13 protein-coding genes are annotated in these 15,724 nt (G+C 39.7%); 2 read left to right on the top strand and 11 right to left on the bottom strand.

All coding sequences use genetic code 11. The annotated features are described in order from the left end of the window. Positions 1-95: 95 nt before the first annotated feature. From AC1TO5_RS16910 to leuC, 7 genes are all read right to left on the bottom strand, one after another. Positions 96-3,755: a dynamin family protein gene (locus tag AC1TO5_RS16910; protein WP_482064014.1), complete on the bottom strand. Its 3,660-nt coding sequence runs from the start codon at positions 3,753-3,755 to the stop codon at positions 96-98. 14 nt (positions 3,756-3,769) lie between these two features. Beyond that, positions 3,770-4,072 (bottom strand): NAD/NADP transhydrogenase alpha subunit, encoded by a 303-nt coding sequence (locus AC1TO5_RS16905; protein ID WP_482064013.1) that lies wholly within the window; start codon positions 4,070-4,072, stop codon positions 3,770-3,772. 16 nt (positions 4,073-4,088) lie between these two features. Next, positions 4,089-4,790, bottom strand: coding sequence for an endonuclease III (nth, locus tag AC1TO5_RS16900; protein WP_482064012.1), 702 nt, complete (start codon positions 4,788-4,790; stop codon positions 4,089-4,091). A gap of 137 nt (positions 4,791-4,927) precedes the next feature. Then, positions 4,928-7,045, bottom strand: coding sequence for an S-layer homology domain-containing protein (locus tag AC1TO5_RS16895; RefSeq protein ID WP_482064011.1), 2,118 nt, complete (start codon positions 7,043-7,045; stop codon positions 4,928-4,930). A 190-nt stretch (positions 7,046-7,235) separates the two neighbouring features. Next, positions 7,236-8,684: an N-acetylmuramoyl-L-alanine amidase gene (locus tag AC1TO5_RS16890; protein ID WP_482064010.1), complete on the bottom strand. Its 1,449-nt coding sequence runs from the start codon at positions 8,682-8,684 to the stop codon at positions 7,236-7,238. A gap of 218 nt (positions 8,685-8,902) precedes the next feature. Next, on the bottom strand, positions 8,903-9,502 hold the full coding sequence (gene leuD / locus AC1TO5_RS16885; RefSeq protein WP_482064009.1) for a 3-isopropylmalate dehydratase small subunit: 600 nt from the start codon (positions 9,500-9,502) through the stop codon (positions 8,903-8,905). A gap of 26 nt (positions 9,503-9,528) precedes the next feature. Further along, a complete protein-coding gene (leuC, locus tag AC1TO5_RS16880; RefSeq protein ID WP_482064008.1) occupies positions 9,529-10,944 on the bottom strand; it encodes a 3-isopropylmalate dehydratase large subunit in 1,416 nt (471 codons plus the stop codon). Between the two features lie 222 nt (positions 10,945-11,166). On the opposite strand from leuC, the gene AC1TO5_RS16875 reads away from it, so the two are divergent. After that, positions 11,167-12,057 (top strand): LysR family transcriptional regulator, encoded by an 891-nt coding sequence (locus AC1TO5_RS16875; protein WP_482064007.1) that lies wholly within the window; start codon positions 11,167-11,169, stop codon positions 12,055-12,057. A gap of 75 nt (positions 12,058-12,132) precedes the next feature. Then, positions 12,133-12,879: an EcsC family protein gene (locus AC1TO5_RS16870; RefSeq protein ID WP_482064006.1), complete on the top strand. Its 747-nt coding sequence runs from the start codon at positions 12,133-12,135 to the stop codon at positions 12,877-12,879. Between the two features lie 11 nt (positions 12,880-12,890). On the opposite strand, the gene AC1TO5_RS16865 is transcribed toward AC1TO5_RS16870, so the two are convergent. From AC1TO5_RS16865 to AC1TO5_RS16850, 4 genes are all read right to left on the bottom strand, one after another. Then, positions 12,891-13,463 carry a YdcF family protein gene (locus AC1TO5_RS16865; RefSeq protein ID WP_482064005.1) on the bottom strand — a complete coding sequence of 191 codons (573 nt, stop codon included), beginning with the start codon at positions 13,461-13,463 and terminating at the stop codon, positions 12,891-12,893. 117 nt (positions 13,464-13,580) lie between these two features. Next, positions 13,581-14,243 carry a hypothetical protein gene (locus tag AC1TO5_RS16860; protein WP_482064004.1) on the bottom strand — a complete coding sequence of 221 codons (663 nt, stop codon included), beginning with the start codon at positions 14,241-14,243 and terminating at the stop codon, positions 13,581-13,583. Positions 14,244-14,474: 231 nt separating this feature from the next. After that, positions 14,475-14,978, bottom strand: coding sequence for a DUF3600 domain-containing protein (locus AC1TO5_RS16855; protein WP_482064003.1), 504 nt, complete (start codon positions 14,976-14,978; stop codon positions 14,475-14,477). Continuing rightward, positions 14,968-15,531 carry a sigma-70 family RNA polymerase sigma factor gene (locus AC1TO5_RS16850; RefSeq protein ID WP_482064002.1) on the bottom strand — a complete coding sequence of 188 codons (564 nt, stop codon included), beginning with the start codon at positions 15,529-15,531 and terminating at the stop codon, positions 14,968-14,970. The genes AC1TO5_RS16855 and AC1TO5_RS16850 overlap by 11 nt, the downstream gene beginning before the upstream one ends. Between the last annotated feature and the right edge of the window lie 193 nt (positions 15,532-15,724).

Here is a 15,724-nt window from a genome sequence, read left to right as displayed (position 1 = left end):
CATATTTTCACACTCATTTGTGCAAAAATGCCCATTTCTTTCTGACATAGAAAGAAATGGACATTCGCGTAATAAGTAATTTATGATAATGATAATCAAGCAATATCAACGATGTCATTAACTGCTTTTGAAATGGTTTGAAGTTGTAATACATAAGCTTCATCAGACAATAATTTACGCTGCTGCGATGTGAATTGAGCAATACTAGCAAGCAATTTATTCGCTTGCATCTGCGTATGCTCCTGCCACTGTGCATCATAGTGCAGCAACCACTCGCTACTTACTGCCTTCATCCATATCTCCATCGTTGGAAATAGTAGCGCATCTAATTCTTTACGAAGTGCTACTTTACCTTCGCCTTCAAAAAAAGTTTTTGGGGATTTGAACTGACTCCACAGCCACTTTGATTTCATCTCATCATACGCCCAAGAAATTTGCCCTGCAGGCTGATCGATATCGTCAATATGAAAGGCAGCGAGAGAGTAACCGTTCAATTGGGTAACGGCTTGTTCACTTAAGTGAATATAAGGTTCCATTAGTTGCTGCTTCAGTTTCTTCTCAACTCGCATCGTAGTAGCCAATAGTTCTTGCTCTAACTCAAGGGCAAGCGTTCGTTGTAATTCTAGCCATGACGTCCATACCGCTTGTGACAGCTGCCCTATATCATCCCTTAGCTGTGATGGATTGAAGGCATAATTATAGAAGTCGCCAAACCGGAAACGTATACGCTGAATAATATAGTACATTAACTCTTCGATTTCTTGTTTTAACGCTTGCGGGATCATCGACTTAGCAAAACGTTCAATTGGCTCACCTAATGCTTGCTCAGCAGATGCGAGCGCTAGTAGAGACGCTGCTTTGTCTGCTTGCGCATGCTGTGCGCCTTGCAACAGACCTGCTACTAACTGCTGACTACGCAGTAATTCCTGCTTAGCAGCATCTACTGTTAATGAACCTAGCTCATCATGAATGAATTGGAAAAACAGTTGCTCAAATACAGCTAGACCTGATTGCTGTAATAACGTCGGATCTTCATTCTGTCTCGCTTCTAACGCTTGAATACTAGAAATCGGGAACAACCTTGGCTTCATAATGCCATGCCCATTCAAATTACGCTCGACATGATCTAACACACCTTGAAGCTCTTCACTATCCGAAGCGAGATCCGCTGCATTAACGACAAAGAACATTTTATCTAGTTCAAATTGATCCTTCACGCGTCCTAGTTGGTTCAAAAACTGTCGATCAGCATGTGAAAATGCATGATTGTAATACGTTACGAAAATAATCGCATCCGTATTTTTAATATAATTGAACGCTACGCCAGTATGACGTGCATTAACAGAATCAGCTCCAGGAGTGTCCACTAGAATAATTCCCGCTGCAGTCAAAGGACAATCATAATAGAACTTTATTTCTTGTACATAGCATGAGCGTTGTTCTTCCGCAACATACAACACATACTGATCTCGATCAACTTTACGTTCTTGACCTAACCATTGCTCTTGTGCCGCCCAGCCCTGCCTTGCCGCTTTAATGAAGCTATAATGAGCTCTACCCCCATTATGAATACTATCAGGTGTAATACTATCAATTAGCTTAAAGAGATGCTCAACATCTTCTTTCGCTTTCTTGGGGATCGTATGGCCTAGCAGTGACAATGAGTAATACATATCATCGAGCATTAGTTCTTTCGATTTCATATAAATCAGTGCAGTATTATGCTCGAAGCCAGCTTTTGGAGGTAATAAGCTGTTAATCGCTGCTGTAGTCGGATTCGGACTAACGGGCAAGACGGCTTCTCCAATTAGTGCATTAGCTAGCGATGATTTACCTGCGCTAAATGCACCAAACAAAGAGATCGTAAACTCATTATGTGTTAGTCGCTCACTTTTCACTAATAAATCATGCGCAATACTGTCCAGACCTTCTACAGTTGCAATGAGCTTCGCTACCGCCTTAAGCTGATCACTAATATCATACTGTAGTGATTGTTGTTGCTCCACAGAAAATGAGCTCGCCACGTTGTCATCATGAGCAGCGAACATCTCACTTAGATCGACTTGCTCCTTCTGCCCAACAAATGATAACAATTCATCCTCTTGACTTGGTTGCTCCTCTTCTAGAAGCAGCTGCGACGGATTAGGCAGAATAGGCGACTGAATAGGTGGCTCTAAGCTAGACAGTAGCTTCACTTGATATTCAGAAATTTCCTCTTCAAGCAAACGATACTGTTCTACTGCCGCTGCCCGTTCCTTCCACTGCATCAGTTGCTCATGTAGCTCATTACTTCGAGTCAGATGACTAGTCTTCAAGTGGTCCCACAATTGATCAACGATAGTGAGTGCAACAAGGCGATAGTTAAGCTTAATCGTATTGGACAAGTCTTTACTATACGTTATCGTATATTCATTACCGAAAACTGCTCCATGATTTACTTTTTCATTGAGCAATTGCTCCGAAGGACTATGCTCATCAACCATTAGCAGAAGCTGCTCTAACCTTTGCTCGTCATAAGCGATTTTCTTACCTGCGTTACGAAGCAGTACTTTAAGATGCCATTCAATCGCTGCATTCGTGAGCTTTTTCAGTTCTACATAAAATTGTGCCAGGCGGCGTTCTTGCTCTTGAGCGGTCTTGCCCTTGGCAAATAGTAGACCTTGACGGAAGCCTGGCTTTCGACTTTCCAGAAACTGATGAGCCAAATCCCGTAGTTCAGCAGGTGTAATATTCGCATTGTCTAATACTTCCTCAATTTCTTTGCGAAGCACAATTGGAAACTGTTCTGATTGCGCTTGCAGTTCTGAGATTTCTCCATTAAGCGCCTGCAATTGTGTTTCCACATGAATAAGCTGATCTTCGCCTCCGATAGCCTCTAGCAGCTCGTGGCGCTTCTCAGAGGAGTGTTCCTCTATGATCTGACCATGCTCCTTAGCTAACTGGAAAATCGATGACCAGACGCTAAATGTACTTAGATGCGATTGTTGTTTTGCTAATTCATCAAGTAAGCGCTGTAATAAATGCCATTGATGATGCGGATGATTGGGTTCTCGCAATGACAAATACAAGATGCCAGCAGGCTCCAAATGCCATGCATGGAACGCTTCTACAACACTTTGCTCATAGGACGCGAAGCTTAATTCTTGCTCGCGGTGCTTATCAATTTGATTAACGATAAAGTATAATGGCTTATTCCATTCCTTCAGCTCTTTCGCAAAGGAAAAATTAATTTCTGATTGAACATGATTATAATCCATTACATAGAACACGACATCTGCCATATGTAAAGCGGATTCTGTCGCTAGCTTATGTGCCGCATCGGTTGAATCAATTCCAGGTGTATCAAGTAGTACTAGTCCTTTCTTTAATAGAGGACTTGGATACTGTATATTAACCGAAATAAACTTTTCACCATCGGTACAATATTGCTCTAACTGTTCAATTGCTACTTCATCATATCGAGTGATACCATTACTCCACACTTCTACTTCTGCCTTGCTCTGCTTGCCATATGAAATCGTAACGACATTCGCACTTGTCGGAATTGGGCTAGATGGTAGCAATTTGGCGCCACATAAAGTATTAACTAATGTAGATTTCCCTGCAGAAAAGTGTCCACATAAAGCAATAGTAAGCTGACCTTCAGTCAGCTTACTATTCAACTCTAATGCTTTGTGAGCATGTATATGATCGTTATGTGAAGTCATTTCACTTGAGATATATTGAATCTTCTCTAGTAAACTAACCATCGACATATCAATGTCTCTCCTTATTCAACAACTTCTAATTCTTCTTCATATTCTTCTACTTCTTCTTCATCAGATGGTAAGCAGATTTCAAATACGTTACCGTGTTGAAGAATCATAATATCGCGAGCTTTTTCTCTCATAACAACAACCTCTGGTTTTGCACGCATACGTTCAATATATTGAGTTGGTACATGTCCAGATCCACTTACCGTAATGCCATCAACTACAATATCTTCATTGTCTTGTGGTGGTGATTCTAGAACTTGCTCATAAATATCAGAAAAATTTTCAAAGCTATTTGTGTACACGGAAATGCATTTCATTTGTTAATCATCCTCATTACTTTAGTTTAGTTTTTGCATTAGCATTAGTTTTTAACTTAGCTTTAGTTGTTTCAGTGACTTTCATACGCTTCTTTCCTTCTTTGCACAACTCAATCAAAGGACAGACTGCACATTGCGGATTTTGCGCTTTGCAATGATAGCGGCCAAAAAAGATTAAACGGTGATGTGTAAGGGTCCATTCCTCTCGCGGTACTAGCTTCATCAGCTTATGTTCCACTTCTAATACGGTATCGTCTTGTTTGGCAAAACCTAAACGTTTGGAGACACGATCAACATGAGTATCAACAGCAATGGCAGGAACGCCAAACGCGTTAGACATCACAACATTAGCCGTCTTACGTCCAACCCCAGGTAATTCAATTAAACCTTCATGAGTATCTGGCACATCGCCATCATACTTATCGATTACGATACGGCATAATTTTTGTATATTAGAAGCTTTACTTCGAAACAAACCAATTCTCCGGATATCTCCTTCAAGTTCTTCAAGAGGCACAGCCAAATAATCTGCTGGAGATTTATACTTTTGAAATAAATTAACCGTCACCTTATTCACTGTCTCATCTGTACATTGCGCTGAAAGCAGTACAGCAATCGTTAATTCAAATGGATTGCTGTGAATAAGTTCACAATGAGCATCAGGAAACATATCAGCTAATATGTCTAACACATGCCTCATTTTTTGCTTTCCATTCATTCGTTTGCCTCCACTTCTTAACCATCGTTCAAAGTGTAGCGAAAAAATCTACACTGTGCAAGTAACAATTTCTTATATTACAAAAAAAACTGCCCAAAAAGGGCAGTTTTCACAAAATGTTACGTATAATGTCGTATTTACGGAATAGTAACCGTTGAAATTTGGCTTCCAACAAAAATTACTGATACTGTTTTTCCAGTCACGAGATCTTTGGGAGTTGCAGCAGAGCCATCGGCCTTTACAATTTCCACTTCATCAAATAGAGCGAAATATAAATCGCCTTTACTATCTTTGAATTTAATTTCTTCCGTAGACTGTGTAATCGATTGAATCGTTAGTTGATGTGTTTCATGTAAGTTGAAGGAAGTAACTTTCACATCAGATGAAGATAACTCGAATGTTAGCTTCGTCCCCACCTTCATATTCGAGAACGTAGTCGATGTATTTGTTAGACTGTCGATCGTAGCTCCTCTGTAATCCATTTTCACGATCGTATCATCAGGCAGGCTGAACGTTACAATTTTGTCCGTCTGGTTCAACGACACAAGCTCACCTTCATATTTGGAAACCAAATCATAATAGATAGCAACCTTTTTATCATTTTGCTCCGCATAACGAAGTACAATATTTTGCCACCCATCTACAATACTTGTAATCGTCTTATAATCTACGCTTACGCCATCCATCATATAACGAGTCCCATCGGTTAAGTAAATTGCTTGCGCATTATCCCCTTCTGAATCGGTCACCGTAATCAATTTATTCGCTCCATCAAAGTTAACAATGTTAGGAGCATACATCGTATTCATATTACGATCGGATACAATGATACTAATGACTTCATCCTTATCATTCATCGTAATCGTCACTTGGTCAACTTCTTTAATTAGATCAGACATAGTAGCATTATTAACAAACGGAATGGAAACTGCTACTTTTGGAGCAAGTAATTTAACTACAAATCCTTTATCTGTATCCACTGTAATTGTTTTTTTATCTAAATTGTACATAGTACCTGTTACAACAGAGGACACTTTTTCAGACTCGTTCAACGTAATCGATATCGGAACTGAATTTTCACGGAATGTATCGCGTAAAATGGTAATGCTATCATTTTGCTTAATCGTCGATACCGGGATCGCTTCACCTTTAGCATTCAATATTTTCACATTATCATTATAAATAATAGGAACTGCATCTTTGTCAATATATACATAGATCGTTTTTTTCTCAATATTCACTATACCAACTGTTGTCGTAATACTCTCCACATACGTCTCTTTACCTTGGGCTTCAATGAACTTTGCAACTCCACCAGATACAAATAAAGCTACTTCTCCGTACTTTGTTAGATCTTTACGATCAATCGCAAAATCATTATCCGTCTCGTAGTATCCTGTTGTTGCATCTGTTGCATAAGTTGTCTCAACATCATTCTCATAGATCGTAATCGACTTGTCGGTAATCGCTGTTAGAATACCATAATGCTGACCTTCAACTTCAAGTGGGAAATCCTTTTGCGCACGACTTAGAATTGTCGCAAAGCTTGCACGGTTAATAGGGGACGCAGGTCCAAATGTTGTCGCAGTTAGCCCTTTAATAAGACCTAATTCAACTGCTGCATTGACATAACCAATATATTTACTATCTATTTTGTTATTATCTGTAAATGTTGTCGCACTATTAGCAAGTTCATCTGCTTTCTGCTGTGCATCTAGCGCTTTAATAACTAGTTTGGTAACCCATTCACGACTTGCTGCTTTTGAACCCCATTTATTCACAGTATCTGCAGCTGCAAGCTCATATTCCAGCTCACGATCAAGTAGTCCTTTTTCGAAAGCAAGCGCTATGTATGGCTTATAATCTTCTTTGACAACAAACTTCTCATCAAAAATAATCATATCTGTCGTATTAAGTTCATTCACCAATCCTGCGAAACGAATGGCCATAATAACAGCTTCTTCTTGCGAAATTGTATTATTGTATTGGAAGGTAAATGTACCTGTTTTTTTATCTTGATAACCTTTAACAATTTGTTGTAGCGACAGACGATAAATATGCTTCTCAGCATACAAGCCAACAGGAATATCTACAAATGGTGTAATTCCAGTTGCTTTTGTTGTATTTGTTGCCGTTGTTGTAGCTGCTTCTACTGAAACCGGATTAGCCGTTAATACAGGAATTGAGCTCCCAGCTATAAGCGTAAAGGCAATCGCCCCGCTCATGATTTTTTTCCACGAAATATGTTTTGGCATAATTAAATTCCACCTTATTATTCAAATTTAATATCATATATTGCATAACTAATTATCAAATACGAAAAACGGTAAACGAAAATAACAGAATCGCTGTAGATATATGTACATAACTTCAAAGCTATAAATCTATCATACCATTATTGAATGATAGATTTATAGAGTGAATGATATCGGTTCAGCAAATATTCTATTGCAGATTCAAATATTTGTTCACGCCAGCTGCTATTTCTACAGCCAACTTATTTTGGGTCGCTTCATTAAATAGTACTTTAATATCACCAGCATTACTCATATAGCCTACTTCTAATAGAATCGCCGGCATTGTTGTAGCCTTGATTACTTTGAAGCCAGCGGTCTTCACACCACGATCCTTCAAGCCAACTGCTGCGACAACATGCGGATGTATCGTTTCAGCAAGCGTCTTACTACTAGCGTTACTATAATATGTTTCCGTACCATTAGCATCACTTGTCGTAAAACTATTCGCATGAACCGATATAAAGATATCCGCCTTCTTACCAAGACCAGGTATTTTCTCAGCAAATGCAACACGTTCCGTTAATTCTAAATATGTATCATCCGATCTTGTTAGATGAACAACTATTTTCGGATTTTTTTCAAGCTCACCTTTAATTTTCAACACGGCACTTAGATTAAAGGTTTTCTCAAACAGTCCTAATTTGCTATTTACTGATCCTGGATCGCCATTGCCGTGACCAGCATCAAGCACGACATGATAAACATCTTTACCTTGATTATCCCCATTTTCCGTTACTGGTGGAGGCGTCGTTGGTGGTTCGGTAGTTAACGGTGGCTCCGTTCCGACCATATCACCAAACAAAATCTTCACTTCCGTATCAGTCTTCACAATTTCGTAATTTGGAGTCTCATTTAATAGAATAACAAATCTTGCAGTTAGAGGATTATTACTAAATATTGAATATCGATACCCTGTAATATTCTCAAATCCATCTAAAGTAACCTCCGTCTGACCTTTAATAAAACTAGTAGATAAGTCGTATGTATAGCCTGTATCTGATAAATCAACAACAAGCCGATCGGGAGAGCTCAATAGCATTGTAGTAGGCTCATTCATTGAACCTGAATAATTAATGTGAATAGTAGAATCTGCATCCACCGTTATTCCAGTTACCGTCCCTGTTTGTACTGCAGGTGTCGTCGGTTCGATGATTTCGGGTACTTTCACTGGACTAGTCAAATAAATTTCTTGCTCAACTTGCTTCCACTCTAGCTTAAACCCTAAAATTTCCGTTACAAACCGTAAAGGTACCATCGTGCGTCCCTTAACCACAATAGGCGCCAAAGCTAATTCATAGCTTTCATTGTTAACCATGCCGATTTTCTGACCAATCGTTAACACGATACTAATGTCATCATCTTGCACAGTAGCTTGTTTTAATGCTTGGTCCCATTTCACTGTATATCCGAGTCCAGTTGATAATACAGCTAGCGGTACAAGGGTTGTACCTTTTGTAATAAACGGATCAACGTCACTATGCAATTGATTCCCGTCAACAAATATTTTCGGAACGATTGCTGCAGATACATTACCTACAATTCCAAACAGTAAGAAGCAACTCAATACAACGATAAAACTACTAACAACTCTTTTCATTTCCCACCTCGATGATCATTTCTTCAATCTCAGATGCTGTCAACCCATCACCAATTTAGACGTAACTTGTCCGAAAAAGTTGCGCATGGCAACAATATTAAACGATCAACTCTCTTATCTACCATTATATCTCTATTTTTCCCATATGTATCTACTAAAATGAAAAACAAAGACACCGATTAGCAATAAATTGCCAATCGGTGTCTGAAAATCGTATATTATACGATGCCTTGAGCGCGTTTTTCTTCGTATGCTGTAATTGCATCAACATGATGAAGCGTAAGACCGATATCATCAAGACCTTGAAGTAAAAATTGACGACGGTGCTCATCGATATCAATAGTAATATCAAGACCATAGTTATCAGTCAACTTCTTGCTCTCAAGATCAACACTTAATTGGTAGCCATCATACTTAGCAGTACGCTGGAACAAATCTTCCACTTGCTCTTCGCTAAGTTTAATAGGTAGAATACCATTTTTGAAACAGTTATTAAAGAAGATATCGGCATAAGATGGTGCGATAACTACTTTATAACCATAGTCAAGAATTGCCCATGGAGCATGCTCACGAGAAGATCCACAACCGAAGTTAGCACGAGAAATAAGTACAGATGCACCTTCATAACGTGGTTTGTTCGGCTCGAATTCAGGATTTACATTACCTTCTTCGTCAAACCGCCATTCGTAGAATAAAAACTGACCAAAACCACTACGCTCAATACGTTTCAAAAACTGTTTTGGAATGATTGCATCCGTATCGACGTTAACGCGGTCAACTGGAGCTACAATTCCTGTATGTTGAATAAATTTTTCCATGATGGTTACCCCTTTCTTATCTCCAATTAGTTAGCTACTGGTTGTTTAACTTCCCAGTTACGAACATCTGTGAAACGACCTTCGATTGCTGCCGCAGCTGCCATTGCTGGAGACACTAGATGCGTTCTACCACCACGACCTTGACGACCTTCGAAGTTACGGTTAGATGTTGAAGCACAACGTTGACCTGGTTGTAATACGTCTGGGTTCATTGCAAGACACATAGAGCAACCAGCTTCACGCCATTCAAATCCAGCTTCTGTAAAGATTTTATCAAGACCTTCTTCTTCTGCTTGAATCTTAACGCGACCTGAACCTGGAACAACGATAGCTGTAACTTTTTCAGACACTTTGTATCCGCGAGCGATTTCAGCAGCAGCACGTAAATCTTCGATACGACCATTTGTACAAGAACCGATAAATACATAATCGATTTCAATTTCAGTCATTGGCGTACCTGGTTTCAAATCCATATATTCTAGAGCTGCTTCAGCAGCTTTACGTTCATTTTCTGTTGCCATTTCAGCAGGGTTAGGTACCGATGCTTCAATGTTTGTACCCATACCTGGGCTAGTTCCCCAAGTTACTTGCGGGATTAGAGAATCTACATCGAAATCAACCGTTGTATCAAACTCAGCGCCTTCATCAGTTACAAGTTCTTTCCAAATTTCTACCGCTGCATCATATTCAGTAGGAACATGCTGACGACCACGTAGATAGTTGAAAGTCGTTTCATCAGGTGCGATCATGCCTGCACGAGCACCAGCTTCGATTGACATATTACAAACAGTCATACGCTCTTCCATAGATAAGCTACGGATTGCTTCACCAGTATATTCAACAACATAACCAGTTGCAAAGTCAGTACCATATTGAGCGATAACGCCAAGAATTAAATCTTTTGCTGTTACGCCTGGTTTACGTTTACCATTGAAACGAATTTCCATTGTTTTTGCTTTAGATTGTTGTAAACATTGAGTTGCCATAACATGTTCAACTTCTGAAGTGCCGATACCGAATGCAAGCGCACCGAAAGCACCATGAGTAGAAGTATGAGAGTCACCACAAACAATTGTTTTACCTGGAGCTGTAAGTCCCAACTCAGGTCCCATTACGTGAACAACACCTTGGTCAAGGCTATCAAGATCATACAACTTAACGCCAAAATCTTTACAGTTTTGAGTAAGTGTATCGATTTGTTGCTTAGAAATTGGATCTTTAATGTTGAAACGATCTTGTGTCGGAACGTTATGATCCATTGTTGCGAATGTACGTTCAGGACGACGAACTTGACGTCCAGACAAACGAAGACCTTCAAATGCTTGTGGAGAAGTTACTTCATGAACAAGATGTAGGTCGATATAAATTACACTTGGTTTGCCCTCTTCTTGATGAATGACGTGATTTTCCCAAATTTTCTCGAACATTGTTTTTTTCGCCATTATAATCACCTCTATCGATTGTATAGCATTGCCGTGCAACGCATTTTTTTATTAATATAATCATAACATGTCTTTTTTCATTATTCTAAGATATAATATCTATAACCTTTATAGGATTAACCTATAGAAGTAGTATCTCTTATTGATTTTGATAATCCTTCTCAGTTGGAGATCGGCTACACGATTAAGTATATCGTTATTATAAAGAAGGTAGGTAATACTATGGAATTAAGACAATTAAGCTATGTCATACAGATCGCTAAGGATAAAAACTTCTCACGGGCTGCGGAGAAGCTTCATATTGCTCAGCCTTCATTAAGTCAGCAATTATCGAAGCTAGAGCAAGAATTGAATGTTATGCTATTTCGTAGAACGACCAATTCTGTAGAACCAACCGAGGCTGGGCAAGTATTCGTTGAAAAGGCTCAGCATATTCTCGATGCGGTCGAGCAGCTACGTCAAGAGATGGACGATATGGCTCAAATGCGTAAAGGGAAGCTCGTTGTTGGCACATTACCGATTACTGGTGCACATATCTTACCTCTTGTACTTCCAAGGTTCGGAGCACAGTATCCGCAAATTGAAGTTGTGCTTGTGGAGGAAACTACAGCCAAGCTGGAGCAATTAACGGCTAGTGGTGGAACTGATCTAAGTCTACTAAGCTTACCGTTAATTGACGCAACCCTTTCTTGCGAGCCTTATATGGAAGAAGAAATCTGCGTCGCAGTACCGAAAAATCATCGATTAGCAGGTCGCACAGACCCTATTGATATTATTGAATTGAAAGATGAACCATTTATTGCATTGAAGCGTGGTCAAGGATTCCGTCAAATTACGTTAGAACTTTGTGAAGCGGTTGGATTCAGCCCTCGCATTGTATTTGAAAGCACAAATATCGATACAGTACAATCGCTTGTTGCCGGTGAAATGGGCATCGCATTTGTTCCGAATATGTTGACTCGTAATTCACTTTCTGATTACACGCCAATATACCTTAAGCTAAAGTCACATCCAACACGAACTCTCGTAATCGCAAGTCGTAAAGGAAGATATTTATCGAAGGCAGCTCAAGCGTTTATCGCTACATTGAAAGAAACGATTAATGAGCATTAAGAGATTAGTAAACCATTTACTTATGTTGATTTCATAGCAATTCTATTTATAGGATTTTTGGAGGAGCGATTGATCATGAATTACGAGCATAAAGTGCAAAGGGAAGTTGCCGACTGGGAGCAAAAAATGTTCAAACCTCCGGGATGGCTGGAAAAAACGTCGAAAACAATCGGCAATCGAATTAATCATTTGATTCCCCCGAAGGTACACAGCATCATTACGTCCACCATAAAATCGATCGTGCGTACAGCACTGTTCGGTGCGGAATATACGCCTAGAGGTCCGGTTCAACGTAACTTGGAATTGGAGTCTACCGATCAAAAAGCAACTGAGTTATTTGCCCTGTACCAAAAAGTCGCTGTTGCCGAAGGCGCAGGAACGGGAGCAGGCGGTATTATGTTTAGCATGGTAGACTTTCCAGCTTTAATTGCGATCAAAATGAAATTTTTGTTCCAGCTTGCACATGTTTACGGTTATGACACCAAACATTTCTCGGAGCGTGTATTCATTCTCAAAGTATTTCAAATGACGTTTTCGGGTCCGGACAACCGTGTTAGATTGTTGGATTCCATCAAGCATTGGCATATTGAAAAGGAACAATGGCTCTCTGACGCTGAATACTCCAATAATATGGACTGGGAGACATTTCAGATCGAGTATCGCGAATCCATTGATTTCCGGAAAATGTTGCAGATGGTGCCTGGGATCGGCGCTGTCGCAGGTGCATGGGCGAATTATACCATTCTTGAGGAGCTACGTGAATTCGCAATGAACGCTTACCGTCTGCGGAGATTACACGATGATTTCAAAGTACAGGGTTAATCCTTCTCTCATTATTCAAAGAGATATTTATAATATGCTGGGAATTCTCGTATTATTGAGTAAATATCTCTAAACTCAACGATTTTGGCATGAGCTGAATACACTTCTTTAAAATCCATTTTACTAAACGCTAATTTTGTCCTAGATACATGAAAATATTGGGTAATAACCATAACGGAGTCTAATTCCAACTCAAGCATAATTTTGCTGGTATTTTGGGCGGTCATATAGGAGTTGTACCCATTATTATCCTCTATAATTTTATCTTCCGCTATCCCTTTATCTATTAAGTATGATTTCATAACCTTTGCCTCATCGAAGCCTTCCTTACCAATACCACCACTTACAATGATGAAAGTATAATAGCCCTCATCATAAAGTTCTACGGACTTATCTAATCTTGCTTTTAACCGCTCAGAAGGCTGTCCATTAGTTTCTACTTTATTTCCTAATACTACAGCCACGTCAACAGATTTCAATTCATCATTTAACCCATCTATTATGACGAAAGTAGTGTGAATAATAAACCAACTAAAAAAAATTGCTACTACTATTAAAAATCGTTTAATGAAAACAAAGTTCAATTTCTCACCTGCATTCTCTCAATTTAGAAGCTATGAAATGTAGTGTCGATTTATTTTTGAGTTAAGGCGCTTCGCATGGAAGAGTTCACTAAAACTCACCTTCGGAGCGGGCCTTAATTATAATATACCGTTAAAAAAAGCTACCAATTCATCTACATCATACGTTTTGTAAACTAATCCCTCTGCATCAAATACTAGCATGACAGGGAAGTTTTCAATATTCAATTCCTGCTTATAATCAACAACATAGTCCTCTTGATAAACTCCGAAGTTTATTGGACTTTTGGATGGAAGACCCATCAGTGTATCTTCCGTTGTTGATGGCAATGAGTCTCCTTCTTTAACAAATACCGTTGTCAGATACCTCCCCTCTTGGTTGGACAATAATCGTTTATACTTCTCCTTGTATGACATTCCCATCAAAATAATTTCCTTTGCTTCATATGTGACGCCTTCATCACTCCCTTTTGGTGGGTTGAGAAGTACTTTTTGTCCGATTTTTAATGAATTAATATTGGATATGGACCCATCCTCTTTCTTAATAATCAAATCATCCGTTACTTTAACCCTAATAGACACGCCGTAATCGTTGACGTTACCTCTAACATCTCTTTTATCCCATTCAGAAATATCCACTTCAACCAAGTTATTTTCTGGTTCCACCAGTTCAATATTCCCAATCATTTTATTATCTTCGTAATGTCCATAAGGTTTATTGCTGCAAGCAGCAAGTGTTAATAAGATGCATACAAGTAAAGGTATTAATAACTTATTCAGCATTTTTATGTCCCTCCCGAAGAGCTTTTAATTTCTGACCTTCCTTACTATAGACGTAAAAATTTGTAATATGTTTCCTTTCCAGATTGAAATAGGAATATCGGTACTATCTTTTGAAACCCGTTCTAACTAAATAAGGGATTAACTTGAAGTATAGTTACACTAAAATTCCATTTATTTCAACAAAAGAAAAAGGGACCCAATCCAGATCGGATGGGTCCCTGCTTCATTTTATTACGGTTTGGCGGTTCCGTTTATCTTCTCGAAGTAAGGGGCTAGTCTGGATGCGAGCTGCTCAAACTGCTGCTGCTCTTCTTTGGTCAACTTCTCCTCATGTTTGACTCCATTTTCATCGGTGATCTTCAGCTTTAATTGCATTAACTGCTTGGTTAACTCCATGTACTCCTTGAATTCGTCTTCCGTGAGCTTGCCTTTTACTTCCTGAAGCATTCCTTCAATCTCTTGATAACCTTCCTGTGTACCACCCTGCTGTTCAATGGTCGCAGAAGAGCCGAAAATATCATCGGCCAGATAGGAAGCAGCAAATACTGCAGACGGAATCAGGATTGCTGCTGCGATAATGCCTGCCAGAATATGTTTCTTCATGGGAGATCCACCTCTCTTTTCGTTTACATAGTGTTGATAGGAATGTCGGACACGTCCATACAATTCAGGTGGGCAGTTCATCGAATCTGCTGCCTGACGTAGTTCTTCACGCAATTCCTTATCAATAGACATACACGTCTCCTCCCGTCATTTCGAAACGTTTTCGGAGTTCTCTCAGTGCCAAATGATGCCTGGATTTCACTGTACCAACTGGGATCTGCAGCATATCTGCGATTTCTACCAGAGCATAGTCGTGAAAATAGCGCAGGATGACGACCACACGTAGTTTGTAAGATAACTGACGGACAAGGCTGAACAGCTCATGCTGCATTTCGGACTGCAGGACAGCTTTGTCCGTACACTCGAACTGTTCGAAAGTCATCTGCCGGTTTCGTTCAAAGAGGCGAATTCGCCGCCAGGTTTTTCTTTTCCAATCCTGGACTTGGCGTACAGTGATCCCGTGCAACCAATACCGGAATGGCCGGTTCGGGTCGTACGTGTGAAACGACCGCCACATGCGCAGGTAAATTTCATTCACGATATCCTCAATGTCCTGTTTGTTGTAGACGAGAAAAGCAACCGTCCGATAGACGTCTTGGTGAGTCGCTTGATAGACAAGCTGAAAGGACGACTCGTCGCCCAACGTTGCTTTTTCAAGCCACGGTATTAACTCTTTATCATTCATGGGGGCCCCTCCCTGACGTGTTACAACCCTTAATTCGCTCTCAAGAGGAAAAAGGTTCAGTAAAATTTTTGACAGCAAAATCCTTATGATGGCTATTTTTGTGTCCATATTCAATTAACGTACGATTTTTACCGTTTCGTGAGGCGACCCCTATTCGAACAAAGCTGCTCGTTAGTTGAACAAAGGCAGCCGT

Source organism: Paenibacillus sp. Y930 (genome assembly GCF_056786375.1).
Note: the sequence above shows the minus strand (reverse complement) of the source record. Positions and strands in the feature narration are given on the sequence as shown.